Below are 17,061 nucleotides of genomic sequence, written 5' to 3' on the forward strand. Positions count from 1 at the left end.
GCTGGGGTGGGGGTGTCTCCGCGGGCGACACTGCCCGAGTGGAGAGAGCCCCCACCCGGCGCTTCGCGCCGACCTCCCCCGCAAGCGGGAGAGGTGAAGCGCGTCTGCGGCCAACTCGATCTAACCAAGAATCATCACGCCCTAGCAGGCCAGCCCCGCCGGCTGCGTCCGCACCTTGCGCAGGCGGTTCCAGGCCACCATCTGATGAGGCCGAAGGAATCTCGCCATGTTGGATTTTACCTCACATATCGCCGATGACCGCCAGTCATCGCGGCCGGCCGGGCCTGCCCGGGATAACGACCGGGATCTGCTCGATGCCTATTCCAATGCCGTGATCGACGTGACCGAGCGGGTCGGTCCCGCAGTCGTGCGCGTCGAAACCGGGCCGAAAGTACGCAGCGCGCGGGAGCGCGGCGGACTTGGTTCCGGCATCGTCATCTCGCCCGACGGTCTCGTGCTAACCAACAGCCATGTGGTCGGATCGTCGAAAGAGATCCGCCTGCGCGACACCGAAGGGTTTGTCACCGACGCCCATGTGCTTGGCGTCGATCCCGATACGGACCTCGCGCTGCTGCGGGCCGATGGCGCGCGCGATCTGCGTTATGCCTCGCTCGGCAATTCCAAGAGCCTGCGCCGCGGCCAGCTCGTGGTCGCGATCGGCAATCCGCTCGGCTTCGAATCAACGGTGACCGCCGGCGTGGTGTCGGCGCTTGGCCGCTCGATCCGCTCGGTGAGCGGGCGGACCATCGAGGACGTGATCCAGACCGATGCCGCGCTCAATCCCGGCAATTCCGGCGGGCCGCTGGTGTCGTCATCGGCTGAAGTGATCGGTATCAACACCGCAATCATCAACGGCGCGCAAGGCATCTGCTTTGCGGTGGCCAGCAACACTGCGCAGTTCGTGCTGTCCGAGATCATCCGCCACGGCTATGTCCGCCGCGCCTATATCGGTGTCGCCGGCCAGACTGCGCCGATCCCACGACGGCATGCGCTGGTCGCCGGCGTCGACAACAAGATGGGCGCGCTGCTGGCGCAGATCGAGCCGGACAGCCCGGCCGCGAAGGCCGGCCTGTTGCCGGGCGATGTCGTGATCAAGCTCGACGGCGTCGAGATCAACGGCGTCGACGATCTGATCCGCGCCCTCGATCGCGACCGCATCGGCCGCACGCTGGCGATGGACGTATTGCGGATGGGAAGGTTGCGCGGGATCGAGATTCATCCGGTGGAGCGCAGGCCTGTCGCACGGCAGTAATGATTACGGCGCCGAGCGCCGCTTACCCTCTCCCCTTGTGGGAGAGGGTGGATCGACGCCGCGCGGCGGCGGCGAGACGGGTGAGGGGTTCTCTCCGCGGAGACAGATCCCTCATCCGGCGCTTCGCGCCACCTTCTCCCACAAGGGGAGAAGGAAGAAAAAGAGTTCGATTGCTATTGCCGCAGCGCTGCCAGCAATTCATCCGGCGCTTCGGCCATGATGATGTGGCCGGCACCGGGAACGACGACGATGCGCGAATTCGGCGTCGCTGCCGCGAGCGCCTTGCCGCTCTTGGCTGGCGTCATCATGTCGCGCTCGCCGAGAATGAAGGTGACGGGCACCTTCACCTGCGCGGCCGCGGCGAGCGCGTTCTGATAGGAGTTGCAGGCATTGAGATCGCTGTACAGCACGCCCGGCCGCGTCTGCTGCAGCACGCGCTGTGCGCCCTGATGCATCCACAGTCCCGGCGCGAGGCTGCCGCCGAGTTCGGCCTTGAAGCCGAGGCCCCAGATCGAGACCATATCAATGGCGTCGGGGTTGTTGACCTCGGCGGCCTTGAGCAGATCGGGTCCGACGGTCATCGCAGCGGCGGTGCCGATCAGGCTGAGGGCCGACACCTTGTCGGGATGCCGCGCGGACGTCTCCAACGCAATCAACGATCCCATCGAATGTCCCACCAGCTTCGCCTTGGACGCACCGGCCGCGTCGAGCAGCGCCTGGGTCCAGTCGGCCATGTCGGCGATGGTTGGCAGCGGGCTGCCTCCCGAACGGCCATGGCCGGGCAAATCGGGCGCCAGCACCGAATAGCCGTGATGCGCGAACCATCGGCTGTGCAGTGCCCAGGTCGAATGATCAAAACCCGCGCCGTGCAGCATCACCACAGCAGGCAGCGACGGATCGAGCGGACGGCCGCCGGTCGCGACGAACGTATCAACGCCATTGACGGAGAGCTGCATGGTTCAAACCCTCTGCGATGCGCGAAGCGCCTGGCCGAGATCGTCGATGATGTCGGAGGCGGTTTCGATGCCGACCGACAGCCGCACCAGCTCCTCGCCGATCCCGGCGGCCTTGAGCTGCGCCGCATCCATCTGCTGATGCGTGGTGCTGGCCGGATGAATCACGAGCGTCTTGGCGTCGCCGACATTGGCGAGGTGGCTGATCATCCGTAAGGACTCGATGAATTTTTTGCCCGCCGCGCGGCCGCCCTTGATGCCGAAAGAGACGATCGATCCGGCGCCGCGCGGCAACAGCCGCTTGGCGAGTTGATGGTCGGGATGATTTTCCAGCGCCGGATGCAGCACCCAGTCGACCGCCTTGTTGGCCGTCAGCGCCTCCAGCACCGCAAGCGTGTTGCTCATGTGGCGCTCCATCCGGACGCCGAGCGTCTCAACGCCCTGCAGTAATTGGAACGCGTTGGTCGGCGACAGACAGGCGCCGAAGTCGCGCAGCCCTTCGGTTCGGGCGCGCATGATGAAGGCGGCCTGGCCGAACTGCTCGTCGAAGACGATGCCGTGGTAGCCGGCATAGGGCTCGGTGAGCTGGGGGAACTTGCCCGACGCGTGCCAATCGAACCGGCCGCCATCGACGATGACGCCGCCGATCGCGATCCCGTGCCCGCCGATCCATTTGGTCGCCGAGTTCATCACGAGATCGGCGCCGAGCTCGATCGGGCGGCTGAGGAACGGCGTCGCAAAGGTGTTGTCGATCAGGAGCGGAATCTTCGCATCATGGGCGATCTGTGCGACCGCCGGAATATCCAGCACTTCCATCCCGGGATTGCCGATGGTCTCGCCGATCACCAGCCGCGTATTTGGCTTGATCGCGGCGCGGAATTCATCGAGCGCACGCGGCTTGACGAAGGTCGTCGTGATGCCGAAGCGCGGCAGCGTGTGTGCGAGCAGGTTGATGGTGCCCCCATAGAGCGATGCGGAGGCGACGATGTGATCGCCGGCATTGAGGATGGTAACGATTGCGAGATGCATCGCGGCCATGCCGCTGGCCGTGCAGATCGCGCCGACGCCGGCTTCCAGCGCCGCCAGCCGCTCCTCGAGTACGGCCGTCGTGGGATTGGAAATGCGGGTGTAGATGTGGCCGGCGCGCTCCAAATTGAACAGCGCCGCGGCGTGATCGGAGTCCTGGAACACGTAGGAGGTGGTCTGGTAGATCGGAACGGCGCGGGCGCCGGTCGCAGGGTCCGGGCGCTGGCCGGCATGCAGGCTGAGGGTTTCGAAGGCAGGCGGCTTGGGTGCGGGCATGCGGGGCTCGTCAGATCATGTAGTGGCGGGAAAGTATGTGATGGCTCAGACGTGCACGGCGGTGCGGACGCGGCCGGCATTGCCGAACACGCGCAAATAGCGTTCGATCTCGGATGGCGTACCGGTGGCCTTTTCGGGATTATCCGACAGCTTGACCGCCGGCCGCCCATCGACCGACGTCACCTTGCAGACCAGCGAGATCGGATCGAGATCGGCCGATCCATCCGGTGCGCAGCCGACGAAATCATTGGTGAGGTTGGTGCCCCAGCCGAACGAGATGCGGACACGTCCGGCGAAGTGACGATAGGTCTCCTCGATCGAATCGACATCCATACCGTCGGAGAACACCAGCAGCTTCTCCCGGGGATCGCGGCCCTTTTGCTTCCACCACTTGATGATGTCTTCGCCTGCCGTGATCGGCGGTGCGCTATCGGGGCGGAAGCCGGTCCAGTCGGCGACCCAGTCCGGTGCGTCGCGCAGGAACGGTTTGGTGCCGAAGGCGTCGGGCAGGGCGATCAGGAGGTTACCGCCATAGGTGTGTCGCCATTGATCGAGGATGCGATAGGGCGCCCAGCGCAGCTCCTCGTCGGAATTGGCGAGCGCGGCCGCGACCATCGGCAGTTCATGCGCATTGGTACCGATCGCTTCGAGATCGTTGTCCATCGCCAGCAGCACGTTGGAGGTGCCGGTGAAGGAGGAGCCGAGGCCCTCCTTGACGGCCTCGACGCACCAGCGTTGCCACAGATGGCCGTGACGGCGGCGCGTGCCGAAGTCCGACAGCCGGAGGCCTTCGAGCTTGCGCAGCCGCTCCACCTTGGACCACAGCTTGGCCTTGGCGCGGGCGTAGAGGACGTCGAGCACGAAACGCCCCTGACCCTTGGTCGCCTGCCGCGAACGCAGCTCGTTCATGATCGCGAGCGCCGGGATTTCCCACATCGTGGTGTGGGTCCACGGCCCGTGGAAATGCAGCTCGTATTGGCCATCGACCTTGTTCAGCTCGTATTCGGGCAAGCGGAAGTTGGCGAGCCAGTGGATGAAGTCCGGCGAGAACATCTGGGTCTTGCCGTAGAACGTGTTACCGGACAGCCAGATCAGCTCCTTCTTGGTGAAGCGGATGGTGCGCGCGTGATCGAGCTGCGCGCGCAGTTCGCCTTCGTCGATGATCTCGGCGAGGCGGACCTGCCGGGTGCGATTGATCACCGAAAAGGTGACCTGTTGTTCCGGGTAGAATTCCCGGATCATCTGCAGCATCAAGAGCTTGTAAAAATCGGTATCGAGCAGGCTGCGCACGATCGGGTCGAGCCGCCAGCCGTGGTTATAGGTCCGCGATGCAATATCGGTAACTGCCATGTTGGAACTGTACCGCGCCGGGGGCCGCCCAACCAGTGGGTTTTGCCGGCGGCATGGCAGCTCAGCGAGCTATTCCTGCCGGATACGGCCGACCGCAGCAGGAATATCCTTCCAGACCGGCTTATCCGGGGCAAATTGTTGCCTGAGGTAAGCGACCAATTCGGCGATCTGGCCGTCGCTCAGGCTGTCCTTGAATGCCGGCATATAGCCGAGGTCGGTCGCGGCCGGCTTTGCGATGCCGTGCAGGATGACCTGGATCAGATTGTCGGGCACCGTGCTGTGCAGATTGCTGTTGAGCGCCAGCGATGGCCGACTGCCGAACAGCGGTGCGCCGCCGACTTCGTGGCAGACCGCGCAGGCGCCCTGGTAGAGGCGCGCGCCTACGCTAGAAGCCGCAAGCGTTCGCGTGCCGGTCGAAGCTTCGAGCCTGGCGGCAAGCGCTTGCTGCGCCGGGCGATCGATCGCGGTCTCGTTGAGCGAGGCGAGATAGACCGCCATGGCGCGGATGTCGGCATCAGGCAATGCCGCGAGTTCCCTCACCACCGGCGCCATCGGCCCCGCGGCGACGCCGTGAAAGCGCGACTCGCCGGTTCGCAAATATGCGTACAGTTCGTCCTCGCTCCAAGGGATCGGCGCTTGCGACAACGAAGTCAGCGCCGGCGCTTCCCAGCCTTCCGCGAATCCGCCGGCGAGATAGGCGTTCGCCTTTTCCGCGCCGAGCGCGTTGCGCGGCGAATGGCAGGCGCCGCAATGGCCGAGGCCTTCGACCAGATAAGCGCCGCGATTCCAGATCTCGGATTTTGCAGGATCGGGCTGGAACACGGCGGGTGTGTGGAACAGCGCATTCCATCCGGCCATCAGCGGGCGAAGGTTGAATGGAAACGTCAGCATGTTTGCCGGCGTCTCCCCGCGCACCGCCGGCTGCGCCATCAGATAGGCGTACAGCGCCTGCATGTCGGCGTCGGTGGTCTTGGCGAAGTGGGTGTAGGGGAACGCGGGATAGAGATGCCTTCCGTCGCGATGGATGCCCTCGCGCATCGCGCGTTCGAAAGCGGGATAGGACCACGCGCCGATGCCGGTCTCCACATCGGGCGTGATGTTGGTCGAGTAGATCGTACCGAAGGGCGTCGGCAACGGCCGGCCGCCGGCGTTGAGCACGCCATTTGCAGCGGTGTGGCACACCGCGCAATCGCCGAGCGCGGCAAGTTGCTGGCCGCGCGCGATGGTCGCAACCGAATAGACCGAGGCATCCGGCCGCGCGATCGGCGCGATCGCTCGCCACGGCAGCACCGCGGCGCCAATGCCGAGTACGGCTGCGCACAACGCTGTGGCGGTGGCGAAAACGCCGCGCCGTCCAGCGAACGGATTGTACCATCGGTTGAGATCAGGCTGTGGTGCGGACGCTGGCGCGGCCAACGCATCCGCTGCGGCGGGTTGCTCGCCGTGTAGCCCGCGCAAAATGCGTTCCGGTGTGAATGGCAATTCGCGGAACCGCACACCAGTCGCGTCATAGATCGCATTGGCGATGGCGGCTGCGCTGGGGACGGAGGCGGATTCTCCGACACCGAGCGGCGGCTGATCCTGTCGCGGCAGCATCAGCACGTCGATCTCAGGCACCTCGGGAAACTTGATGATGGGGTAGGCGCCCCATTCGCGCGCCGTCACGGAGGTACGATCGAACGACACTTCCTCCATCAACGCGCGGCTGGTCGATTGGATGACGTTGCCGTGGATCTGGTGGCGCACGCCGTCCGGATTGATCATCAGGCCGGAATCCTGTCCGGCAACGACGCGCGTCACGCTGACATCGCCGGTCGTCTTGTTCACCGCGACGTCGGCGATCCACGCCGACCACGCTGCGCCATAGCCGGGAAACTTGCTGTGCACATAGAGCGCATAGGCGAAGCCGCGCCCGCGCACGATATCGCCTTCGGCCTGCTTTGCCTCGCGTACCGGCCGCGGTTTCCAACCGGCGCGTTCGGCCACCGCATTGACGAGATCGACGGCGCGTGGATCCTTCAGATAGCGCAGGCGATATTCGATCGGGTCGACGCCGGCTTCAGACGCACATTCGTCGATCCAGGACTCATGCGCAAAGGTGTTCGGCAGCGCCGAGACGCCGCGCAGCCAGGAGGCGCGCACGATTGGCGGCATGTCATGCGCGACCACGCGCAGATTCTCGTAATCATAGGGCGGGATCGCGGTGCGATCGCCCATCTCGAACACGGCCGGCGTGTGCGGTACGGCGCCGGTCAGCAGCAGGGCCAGCGTCGGTGCGCCGTTCGATGGATAGCGCGTCGCAAAATCATAGCCGGCGACGCTGCCGTCCGCGTTCAATCCGCCGTTAACGTCCATCAACTGCGCGGTGCCCTTCGGTTCCCAGGCGTGTTCCTGTTCGCGCGTCAATTGCACGCGCACAGGACAACCGACGGCACGCGACAGCAGCACCGCATCGGCGGAAACATCATCGGCACAGTTGCGGCCGTAGCAGCCCGCGGCCTCCAGCCGGATCACCTCGATCTCGGCTTCGCGCCGGTGGATCAGCCGCGCCAGATCGGTGCGCAGATGATGCGGGTTCTGCGTGCCGGACCAAACCCTGGTGTGGTCGTCCTGATAGTCGGCGACCGCGCAGGACGGGCCGATCGAGGCGTGCATCTGATAAGGCCAGATGTAGGTGCGCGGCATCGGCTTGGCCGCGCCGGCAATCGCTGCATTGACGTTGCCCTTATCGATCAGCGTTCGTGGCGTCGACGGATTGGCGCGCAATGCGGTTTCGATATCCTTCAGGTCGGGCAGCGTCGGCACCGGCTTCCAGCTCACCTTGAGCTGCGCCGCCGCCTTGATCGCATTCTCCTCGCGCTCGGCGACGACGCCGACGAAGTCGCCGATGCGAACGACGGCGACAAGTCCGGGAATGTCGCCCACCGAGGACTCGTCGACCGCGATCAGGCTGTTGCCGATGAAGTCGCCGACATCGACGCCGGCATAGGGCGGACGAACGACGCGGCCATGCAGCATGCCGGGCACGCGGACATCGTGCACATAGACCAATTCACCGGTTGCTTTCGCCGGAAGATCGACGCGCGGCACTGATTGGCCAACGATGCTATAGGCGTCGATGGACTTCACTGGAACGTCGTCGGCGAGTTCAAGGCGAATGGTCTCGCCCGCAATCAGTTCGCCATAGCTGACGCTGCGATTGTCCTTGCCGCGGACGAGGCCATCTTCAACGACGAGGTCCTCGACCGAAAGCTCCAGCCGCTCAGCCGCGCGCGTGACGAGAAACTGCCGCGCCTGCGAGGCGGCCTTGCGCAGCGGTACGGCCGTAATCTGGATCGTTTCGCTCGCAATCGTCGCGCCCTGATTGGGCACGAGGGCTGTGTCGCCCAGCACGACGACGACACGCGCAAAGGACACGTCGAGCTCTTCGGCAACGATCTGCGCGAGCGCGGTGCGGATGCCGGTGCCGAGATCGACGTGGCCGTTATAGGCGGTTACCGATCCATCTGCGGTGATCTTGATGAACGTCTCGAACTTGACGGCCTCGACCGGTGACGCCGGACGCACGACGGACAGCGTACCTTGCAACCGCTGGCGATTCTCGGCCGTGTCGGGGACGGTCATCGCGTCTGCGCCTCAACGAGACGGCCTGCGGCGCGCATTGCCGCGCGCATGATTTCGACATGCGCACCGCAGCGGCATAGATGATGGCGCAGCGCTTCCAGTACCTCGTCTTCCGACGGGTGAGGGGAGCGCAGCAACAGCGCCTTGGTCGTGATGATCATGCCGTTGAGGCAATAGCCGCATTGCGCCGCTTGTTCGCTGATGAAAGCTTGCTGCACGGGATCGGGATGCGCGCGCGTGCCGAGGCCCTCGAGCGTCACGATGTCGCGCCCGATGCACCCCTCGATCGGAATCGCGCAGGAGCGGGCGGCGACGCCGTCGATCAGCACGGCGCAGGCGCCGCATTCGCCGAGTCCGCAGCCGTATTTCGGTCCGTTCAGTTCGAGGTCGTTGCGCAGCACGTAGAGCAATGCGGTATCGGGCGCGGCATCGACATCATGAGTGGCGCCGTTGACAGTCAGCCGCATCGTGCTCAGCCTCATGCTCCCTCAGGCTCTCGTTGCGCTGCAAACTACGCGCTGGACGCTCCCGAAAGATACCGTTTGTGTACAAACGTGCAAGCCGCGCGATCCCGCGCTGCAGCGCGCTGCTCGCTTTATGAACAGAGATGCGAGGCAAATGAGGTATTATGCGGCAAGCGAGGCTTTTGGCTTCCAGGCCCGCTTGACAGCGTTCAAGTCCGCGCGCAACATCATTCGTATACGAACAAATGGTCGGGCCGCGAAGAAGCAGCTCCGATCGGCGCCTTCCCGACTGCAGGCTTGTTCATGACTGACGAGACGGTTGCCACTGGCGACAAGATCCGCTGCGATGCCTGTCCGGTGATGTGCTACATCAAGCCGGGCGCGGCGGGCGCGTGCGATCGCTATGCCAACCATAATGGCGAACTGGTGCGCGTCGATCCGCACATCGTGTTGGAGCGAACAGTGTCGCACGGCGGACGGCTGGTGCCGTTTCAGGCCGGTGGCGACTGGGACGGCAAACTCGTTCGCGAGCCGAACGTATTCGTCACGGCGATCGGCGCCGGCACGACTTATCCCGACTACAAGCCTGCACCGTTCATCGTGTCATCGGAAGTCGATGGCGTCGACATGGTCACGGTCGTGACCGAAGGCATTTTCAGCTATTGCGGCGTCAAGGTGAAGATCGATACCGATCGCTATCTCGGCCCCGAGACCGCGACCGTCCGTGCGGAAGGCGAGGCGATCGGCCATGTGACGACCAGCGAATATGGCTCGCAGATGCTGTCGCTCGGCGGCGTGCATCATCTGACCGGCGGTTCCAAGAAGGAGGGCCGCGTTACCTGCGACGCGCTGATGGACCTTTCCAATTGCAAGCCGGTGGAACTGACGATCGATGGCGGCGCCACGGTGGTAGTGCAGGCCGGCCATCCGCCGATCGTCAACGGTGTCGCGGAAGAGCGCATGCGGGTGGGGTGCGGCTCGGCAACCATCGGCATGTTCGCCAAGCAATGGCACGGCAAGGTCGATGAGGTCGTGGTCGTGGACGACCACATCACCGGCGTGCTCTCGGAACACCAGGCCGGCAAGCTGCTCGATATTCCCGATACCGGGATCAAGATGAAGGGGCGGCGCTCGACGCCCGGCCGTTACTTCCAGGTCGCCGAGCCCGGGACGGGGTGGGGCGGCACCAATATTTCCGACCCGCTGTCGGTGCTGGGACCGTTCAATCCGAAGGAGGCGCGGCCTGGGCTCACCATGCTGATGGTCTCGACCACCGGCGAGCACGCCGCCTATTACGAACTCGACGAGGCGCTGCGGCCGATCGAGAAGCAGATGCCGCCTGATCTGAAGTTCTCTGTCGAGCGTATCCAGGAGAACTGTGAGCCGGCCTTGTGCACGGTGCTGTTCATGGGCGGCGCCGGCGGCTCGCTGCGCGCCGGCGTCACCGACAATCCGGTGCGGCTGACGCGCTCGGTGAAGGACGCGCTGACGCGGGTCACCAGCGGCGGCGCGCCGGTCTATGTCTGGCCCGGCGGCGGCATCACTTTCATGGTCGACGTGACGCAGATGCCGGCCGGCGCGTTCGGCTATGTGCCGACGCCGGCGCTGGTCGCGCCGATCGAGTTCACGCTGAAACTGTCCGATTACGCGGCGCTCGGCGGTCACATGGATCATGTGCGTCCGTTGGCATCCTTGCGGGAAAACAGCGAATTCCGGCCGATGCCCTATATGCCCGGACGGCGCGCATGAAACGGCTCCCGCAAATCGCGCTTCTTCCTGACGGCAAGCGGCTGCATTTGCAGGATGGTCCGATCGATCTGGTCATCGAGGCGAAGGGAAGTGACGGTGAGGTGCGCGGCGCTTATGAAGCCGCCGCTCGGCGCTTCACCGGCTTGCTCGATGAACTCTGTGAAGAGTTGATCGAACTTCGCAAGGCTGCCGATCCGGCGCGAAGCACGCTGAACGGTGTCGTCGCACGTCGCATGCATGCTGCAGTAGCGCCGTTCGCGGCCGATCATTTCATCACGCCGATGGCGGCGGTGGCAGGCAGCGTTGCGGAAGAGATTCTTGGCGCGATGCTGAGCGCGGCACGGCTCGATCGAGCCTACGTCAACAATGGCGGCGACATCGCATTTCATTTGACCGGTGGCGAGCAGTTCACAGTTGGATTGATGGACCGACCGGATTGTCATGGCGTGATGCAAACCATCACTGTCAATGCCGATGATCCGGCACGCGGCATCGCGACCAGCGGGCGGCATGGCCGTAGTTTCTCGCTCGGGATTGCCGATGCCGTTACCGCGCTGGCGCGAGCGGCGTCGCAAGCCGATGCCGCGGCCACCATCATCGCCAATGCCGTCGATCTGCCTGGTCATCCCGCCATCATCCGTTGTCCGGCCAATGAGCTGCAGCCCGACAGCGACCTAGGAGCGCGCCTCGTCACCCGCGACGTCGACGTGCTCCGGGAAAGCGAGATCGACGATGCGTTAAGGGCAGGGGTAAGCCGGGCACAACAATTGCTTGCGGCGGGATTGATCGAAGGTGCGGCCTTGCGTCTACTAGGCGAGACGGCCGTGGTGGGTGCAACAGGGATTAGGGCGGGCGCGCTGCCAACATTGCACGGAAGCGCACTAGGAAGAACGGCGCATGTTTGATTGGGAGCGAGGCTGACAGATGAGCGCGATCATTCGCAAGATCGTCACGGTGGTCGAGGAAACCCATCTTGAGATGGGACAGAAGATTGCACCGCCGACGCGGCGGGCCGCGGCGATTGCGGTCATCGAGAATCCGTTTGCAGGCCGGTATGTCGAAGACCTTTCGCCTTTGATCGAAATCGGGGAGGAGCTTGGCGAATTGCTGTCGAAGAGAGCAGTTGCGGCGCTCGCCATCGACGGCGCCAAGGCGCACAGCTACGGCAAGGCCGCCGCGGTCGGCGAAAACGGTGAGCTCGAACATGCGGCGGCGATCCTGCATCCGAAGATGGGCGCGCCGGTGCGGAAGGTTCTGGGCAAGGGCGCGGCGCTGATCCCCTCATCGAAGAAGCGCAGCGGCCCGGGCACAACGCTGGACATTCCGCTCGGCCATAAGGATGCGGCCTTCGTGCGCAGCCATTTCGACGGCATGGAAGTGCAGATCAACGACGCGCCGCGCGCCAACGAGATCATGGTCGCGGTCGCCGTCACCGACAGCGGCCGGCCATTGCCGCGCGTCGGGGGACTGACGGTTGCGGAAGTCAAAGGCGAAGACGGCTTGAGATAATGACATCAACATTGGAGGTAGGGATGCGACGGAGACATTTGCTGGGAGCGGGATTGGCGATCGCGGTGGTGGGCATGGCTGGCGGCGCCATGGCGCAGAGCGAAATCAAGATCGGCGAGATCAACAGCTATTCGCTCTTGCCGGCCTTCACTGAGCCCTATCGCAAGGGCTGGCAGCTCGCGGTCGAGGAGGTCAATGCCGCTGGCGGCATCAACGGCAAGAAGCTGGTCGTCATTTCCAAGGACGACGGCGGCAAGCCGGCGGATGCGCAGACCGCAGCCAACGAGTTGGTGTCGAGCGAGAACGTCGCGATGCTGGCCGGCACGTTCCTGTCCAACATCGGTCTGGCCGTCTCCGACTTCGCCAACCAGAAGAAGGTGTTCTTCCTGGCCGCGGAGCCGTTGACCGACGCCATCACCTGGTCGAAGGGCAACCGCTACACGTTCCGCCTGCGTCCCTCCAACTACATGCAGGCCGCGATGTTGGTGGAGGAAGCCGCAAAGCTGCCGGCCAAGCGCTGGGCGACGATTGCGCCGAACTATGAATATGGCCAGTCGGCGGTCGCCGTGTTCAAGAAGCTGATGTCGGAGAAGCGTCCGGACATTCAGTGGGTCGACGAGCAGTGGCCGCCGCAAGGCAAGATCGACGCCGGCCCGGTGGTGCAGGCAGTTGCCGCCGCCAATCCGGAGGCCATCCTCAATGTCACATTCGGTGCCGATCTGGTGAAGCTCGTGCGCGAGGGCAATACCCGCGGCCTGTTCAAGAACCGCTCTGTGGTCTCGTTCCTGACCGGCGAGCCGGAATATCTCGATCCGCTGAAGGATGAGACGCCGGAGGGTTGGATCGTCACCGGTTACCCCTGGTACGACATCAAGACGCCGGACCATGACAAATTCCTGAAGGCGTATCAGGCCAAGTACAACGACTATCCGCGCCTCGGCTCGATCGTCGGCTATCAGACCATCAAGGCAGCGGCGGCGATCCTTGCGAAGGCCAACTCGACCGATCCGGAGAAGCTGATCGCAGCGACCGAAGGCCTGTCGATGCCATCGCCGTTCGGCGAGATCACCTTCCGCAAGATCGATCACCAGTCGACGCTCGGCGCCTATGTCGGCAAGACCGCGCTGAAGGACGGCAAGGGCGTGATGGTGAACTCGGTCTATCGCAAGGGCGCCGACTATCTCCCGAGTGATGCGGAAGTCGAAAAGCTTCGGCCGAAGGATTGATTCTCTCTTCTCCCTCTCCCCGCGCTTCGCGGGGAGAGGGTCGGGGTGAGGGGCTCTCTCCATGAATCGAACTCGCAGAGACAGTCACTCACCGCTATCCAGGCCTCATGGTTCGAGACGCGCGGCGGTGCCGCGCTCCTCACCATGAGGGACTAGCAGATCCTCATCTTGAGGAGGCGCGAAGCGCGTCTCGAAGGATGAAAGCCCCGCTCCAACGCTGCCCTAACCCGGACCGCCAATGGCCTTTTACTTCGTTCAGTTCCTGACCGGTCTCGCCAGCGCAGCTTCGCTGTTCCTGGTCGCGTCGGGGCTGTCGATCATTTTCGGCGTGACACGGATCGTGAACTTTGCCCATGGCGCGTTTTATATGCTCGGCGCCTATGTCGCGTTCACGCTGACCGAGCGGTTCTCCGGCGCGCTCGGCTTCTGGGGCGGCATCGTCGTTGCAGCGCTGATCGTTGCCGTCATCGGCGTGCTGGTCGAGATGGTGCTGCTGCGGCGGATCTATCATGCGCCGGAGCTATTCCAGTTGCTGGCGACGTTCGGCCTCACGCTGATGGTCCAGGATATCGTCGTGCTGATCTGGGGACCGGACGATCTGCTCGGCCGCCGCGCGCCCGGCTTCAGGGGCGCGGTCGATTTCTTCGGCCAGAACATCCCGAGTTACGACCTGTTCCTGATCGCGCTCTGCCCGATCGTGCTCGGCGTGCTCTGGCTGTTGTTCCAGCGCACGCGCTGGGGCGTGCTGGTGCGCGCGGCGACGCAGGACCGCGACATGGTGGCGGCGCTTGGCGTCAATCAGAAATGGCTGTTCACCAGCGTATTCGCGCTCGGCGTCTTCCTGGCAGCCCTCGGCGGCGCGCTGCAGATCCCGCGCGATGCGGTGCATCACGCGCTCGACCTGCGCATCATCGTCGAAGTGTTCGTGGTGGTGGTGATCGGCGGGCTCGGCAGCATCATCGGTGCTTTCGTCGCCGCCGTGCTGGTGTCCGAGCTCAACGCCTTCGGTATTCTCATTTTCCCGAAGATATCCATCATCCTGGTATTCCTGGTGATGGCGGTGGTGCTGATCGTGCGCCCATGGGGTCTGTTCGGCAAGCCGGAAGCTGCGGCACGCCGAACGCCGGGCCTGACCGTCACGCCGTGGCGGCCGCTCACCTCGGGTGAACGGTTGATGTCACTGGGCGCTCTGGCCCTTGCGGCCATGATGCCGTTATTTGCCGGCAACTACGCGCTGACCGTCGGATCGGAAATCGCGATCTTCGTCATCTTCGCGGCCAGCCTGCATTTCCTGATGTCGGTCGGCGGTCTCGCCTCGTTCGGCCATGCCGCCTATTTCGGGCTTGGCGCCTATGGCGTCGCATTCCTCGCCAAGGCGGCGGGATTGCCGATGATCGTTTCGCTGCTGCTCGGCCCGGTGCTGGGGCTGCTAGGTGCTGCGGTGTTCGGCTTCTTCGCCGTGCAACTCTCCGGCGTTTATTTCGCGATGTTGACACTGGCCTTTGCGCAGATCGTCTGGTCGATCGCGTTCCAGTGGGTCGAGGTGACCGGCGGCGACAACGGCATTTTGGGTGTGTGGCCAGAGAAATGGGCGGCGAGCCCCGCTAATTTCTATTGGTTATCGCTCGGCATCACGGCGCTCGTGGTCACTGTGCTCCGGGTGATCGTGTTCTCACCGTTCGGCTTTGCACTGCGCGCAACGCGGGACTCGCCGCTGCGTAGCGAGGCGATCGGCATCAATGGCAAGCGCGTGCAGTGGACGGCCTTCGTCATATCAGGAACGGTGGCGGGCATCGGCGGCGCATTGTTCGCCTATCTGAAGGGAAGCGTGTTCCCGGACAGCGTCGGCATTTCGCTGTCGGTCGATGCGCTGGTCATGGTGCTGCTCGGCGGTGTCGAGACGGTTTCCGGTGCGGTGATCGGCGCCATCGTCTTCAAGGCAGCAAACATCTGGCTGGTCAGCCAGACCGATCTTTCGAAACTGGTGCTGGGCGGCTTCATCGTGCTGATGGTGGTGGCGTTCCCAAAGGGCATCGTCGGCACGCTGGAGGCAATCCGGAATCGCCGGCGATCCTCCGATGCCAAAAAATCTGCGCTGGTCACCTCGCGGATCGAGGCCGCCGAATGAGCACGGTTCCTACATTGCTGTCGGTCGAGGCCTTAAGCAAATCCTATGGCGGTGTCCATGCCGTGCGCAGTGTCTCCTTCGAGCTGCGCGCGGGTGAAATCCTGGCGCTGATCGGACCGAACGGCGCCGGCAAGAGCACCTGCTTCGATATGCTCAACGGCCAGAACATGCCGGACAGCGGGCGGATCCATCTGCTCGGCGAGGATACGGTCGGCCGGAAGCCGCGCGCCATCTGGCGGCTCGGTGTCGGGCGCACGTTCCAGATCACGGCGACATTCCCGACCATGACGGTGCGCGAGAACGTGCAGGTCGCACTGGTGTCGTATGGCAGGCAATTGTTCAATCTCTGGGGCTCGACCGCGGCTTACGCCCGCGACGAGGCGGGCCGGCTGCTCGACCTCGTCGGCATGGGCGCCTATGCCGAGCGGCCCTGCGGCGAACTCGCTTATGGCGATCTCAAGAGGCTGGAACTTGCGATTGCGCTCGCCAACCAGCCGAAGTTGCTGCTGATGGACGAGCCGACCGCCGGCATGGCGCCGCGCGAGCGGATCGAGCTGATGCGGCTGACCGCGCGAATTGCCCGCGAGCAATCGATCGGCGTGCTGTTCACCGAGCACGACATGGACGTGGTGTTCGAACATGCCGACCGCATCCTCGTGCTCAACCGTGGCAGCCTGATCGCCGAAGGCTCGCCCGAGGAAGTCCGTGGCAATCCGCAGGTGCGCGCGATCTATCTCGGCGAAGGCCTGGTCTACGATGCGCGCCATCGCGAGGGAGCCGGCGCATGAAGCTGCAAGTCGCCGATCTCAACAGCTTTTACGGCCCGGCGCATATCCTGTTCGATATCGCGCTGGAAGTCGGTGAGGGCGAAGTGGTGGCTCTGTTGGGGCGCAACGGCGCCGGCAAATCGACTACGTTCCGCTCCATCGTCGGCCTCGTCGAGAGCCGTTCGGGGCGGATCGTCTTCGAAGGCAAGGACGTCTCGCGCGAACCGACGCATGCGATCGTGCGCGGCGGGCTTGGCTACGTGCCGGAAGAGCGGCGCATCTTCACGGACCTCACGGTCGAGGAGAACCTCGAAGTCGGCCGCCAGCCAAAACGGCCGAACGCGCCGCACTGGACGCGCGAGAAACTGTTCACGCTGTTTCCGAACCTTGGCGAGATGCGCAACAGGCCGGGCGGGCGGATGAGCGGCGGCGAGCAGCAGATGCTGACGATTGCGCGAACATTGATGGGCAATCCTTCGCTGGTGCTGCTCGACGAGCCATCGGAAGGACTGTCGCCAAAAATCGTCGAACAGATGGTCGATGCCATACTGGCGATGAAGAAGGAAGGCGTCAGCATCGTGGTCTCGGAGCAGAACCTGCATTTCGCGCGGCTGATTTCGGATCGCGCCTACATCATCGAGCGTGGCAAGATCTGCTTCGGCGGCACGATGGCCGAACTCGACGCGCGGCCGGATATCCGGGACGCGCATCTGTCGCTGTGATTGGCGAGGGGAAGG

13 protein-coding genes are annotated in these 17,061 nt (G+C 64.3%); 8 read left to right on the forward strand and 5 right to left on the reverse strand.

The window, feature by feature from the left end:
* The first annotated feature begins 226 nt into the window (after positions 1-226).
* Complete coding sequence (locus tag IVA95_RS23980) at positions 227-1,252, forward strand: trypsin-like peptidase domain-containing protein (protein ID WP_247512738.1); 1,026 nt, start codon at positions 227-229, stop codon at positions 1,250-1,252.
* 173 nt (positions 1,253-1,425) lie between these two features.
* On the opposite strand, the gene IVA95_RS23985 is transcribed toward IVA95_RS23980, so the two are convergent.
* From IVA95_RS23985 to IVA95_RS24005, 5 genes are all read right to left on the reverse strand, one after another.
* Complete coding sequence (locus IVA95_RS23985) at positions 1,426-2,208, reverse strand: alpha/beta hydrolase (protein ID WP_247512739.1); 783 nt, start codon at positions 2,206-2,208, stop codon at positions 1,426-1,428.
* Positions 2,209-2,211: 3 nt separating this feature from the next.
* The gene (locus IVA95_RS23990) at positions 2,212-3,507 is read right to left on the reverse strand and encodes an O-acetylhomoserine aminocarboxypropyltransferase (protein WP_247512740.1); all 1,296 of its coding nucleotides are present in this window, start codon (positions 3,505-3,507) and stop codon (positions 2,212-2,214) included.
* A gap of 45 nt (positions 3,508-3,552) precedes the next feature.
* Entirely contained in the window at positions 3,553-4,857 is a 1,305-nt protein-coding gene (gene pncB, locus IVA95_RS23995) for a nicotinate phosphoribosyltransferase (protein ID WP_247512741.1), read from the reverse strand.
* Positions 4,858-4,926: 69 nt separating this feature from the next.
* Entirely contained in the window at positions 4,927-8,481 is a 3,555-nt protein-coding gene (locus IVA95_RS24000; protein ID WP_247512742.1) for a molybdopterin cofactor-binding domain-containing protein, read from the reverse strand.
* Complete coding sequence (locus tag IVA95_RS24005) at positions 8,478-8,963, reverse strand: (2Fe-2S)-binding protein (RefSeq protein WP_247512743.1); 486 nt, start codon at positions 8,961-8,963, stop codon at positions 8,478-8,480. Before IVA95_RS24005 ends, IVA95_RS24000 begins: the two co-directional genes overlap by 4 nt.
* 285 nt (positions 8,964-9,248) lie before the next feature.
* On the opposite strand from IVA95_RS24005, the gene IVA95_RS24010 reads away from it, so the two are divergent.
* The 7 genes from IVA95_RS24010 to IVA95_RS24040 all read left to right on the forward strand — a co-directional run bounded on the left by IVA95_RS24010 (position 9,249) and on the right by IVA95_RS24040 (position 17,046).
* Complete coding sequence (locus IVA95_RS24010) at positions 9,249-10,694, forward strand: 6-hydroxynicotinate reductase (protein ID WP_247512744.1); 1,446 nt, start codon at positions 9,249-9,251, stop codon at positions 10,692-10,694.
* The gene (locus tag IVA95_RS24015; protein ID WP_247512745.1) at positions 10,691-11,599 is read left to right on the forward strand and encodes a UPF0280 family protein; all 909 of its coding nucleotides are present in this window, start codon (positions 10,691-10,693) and stop codon (positions 11,597-11,599) included. Before IVA95_RS24010 ends, IVA95_RS24015 begins: the two co-directional genes overlap by 4 nt.
* Positions 11,600-11,618: 19 nt before the next feature.
* Entirely contained in the window at positions 11,619-12,203 is a 585-nt protein-coding gene (locus IVA95_RS24020) for an amino acid synthesis family protein (protein ID WP_247512746.1), read from the forward strand.
* Positions 12,204-12,226: 23 nt separating this feature from the next.
* Positions 12,227-13,429, forward strand: a complete 1,203-nt coding sequence (locus IVA95_RS24025; protein WP_247512747.1) for an ABC transporter substrate-binding protein — start codon at positions 12,227-12,229, stop codon at positions 13,427-13,429.
* Positions 13,430-13,667: 238 nt separating this feature from the next.
* On the forward strand, positions 13,668-15,557 hold the full coding sequence (locus IVA95_RS24030) for an ABC transporter permease (protein WP_247512748.1): 1,890 nt from the start codon (positions 13,668-13,670) through the stop codon (positions 15,555-15,557).
* Complete coding sequence (locus tag IVA95_RS24035; protein WP_247512749.1) at positions 15,554-16,345, forward strand: ABC transporter ATP-binding protein; 792 nt, start codon at positions 15,554-15,556, stop codon at positions 16,343-16,345. Before IVA95_RS24030 ends, IVA95_RS24035 begins: the two co-directional genes overlap by 4 nt.
* Complete coding sequence (locus IVA95_RS24040; protein ID WP_028347398.1) at positions 16,342-17,046, forward strand: ABC transporter ATP-binding protein; 705 nt, start codon at positions 16,342-16,344, stop codon at positions 17,044-17,046. The genes IVA95_RS24035 and IVA95_RS24040 overlap by 4 nt, the downstream gene beginning before the upstream one ends.
* Positions 17,047-17,061 lie beyond the last annotated feature (15 nt).

It is taken from the genome of Bradyrhizobium sp. 157, from assembly GCF_023073815.1.
Classification (GTDB): domain Bacteria; phylum Pseudomonadota; class Alphaproteobacteria; order Rhizobiales; family Xanthobacteraceae; genus Bradyrhizobium.